Source organism: Klebsiella sp. A-Nf5, assembly GCF_002810545.1.
GTDB classification, from domain to species: Bacteria; Pseudomonadota; Gammaproteobacteria; order Enterobacterales; family Enterobacteriaceae; genus Klebsiella; species Klebsiella variicola.
The window spans coordinates 1-357 of sequence record NZ_PIOG01000054.1 but is presented as its reverse complement, the minus strand read 5'-3'; the positions used below and the strand labels follow the sequence as shown (position 1 = coordinate 357).

Sequence of the window (357 nt, the reverse complement as noted above, 5' to 3'; positions counted from 1 at the left end):
CAAAGAGTGCAGACTTCTCATCAATCCTCGTTGTCGAAATGACTAATACATTCAAACAGCAGTACCCTAACACCGAGAACAAAAGCCCTCAACCAATGGGAGGGAGTGCAAAAATTCAACAATCTGCTGCCGATTCCGCTGCTGTTGCTGGCTCAACATCCCCCTACTCAGGCGGTACAGTAGGCGGTTCATTGGGAAGCACTTACGATGATGAATAAGAAGTTCTGGATCAGATGGGTGAGTATCGCGCTGATTTGTGCAGCGTATTACGCTATCGTGCTTTATTTCGATCTGGTCTTCGCTCTTAACTTTACAGAGACAATGAGTCAAGGCGGAGAATTTACCCCTTCTCAATGC

The 357-nt window shown here is 46.5% G+C and carries 1 pseudogene; it reads left to right on the top strand.

Going from position 1 to position 357, the window contains the following annotated elements:
• A pseudogene (locus CWM53_RS31605) lies at positions 1 to 218 on the top strand (hypothetical protein); the annotation flags it as partial.
• Positions 219 to 357 lie beyond the last annotated feature (139 nt).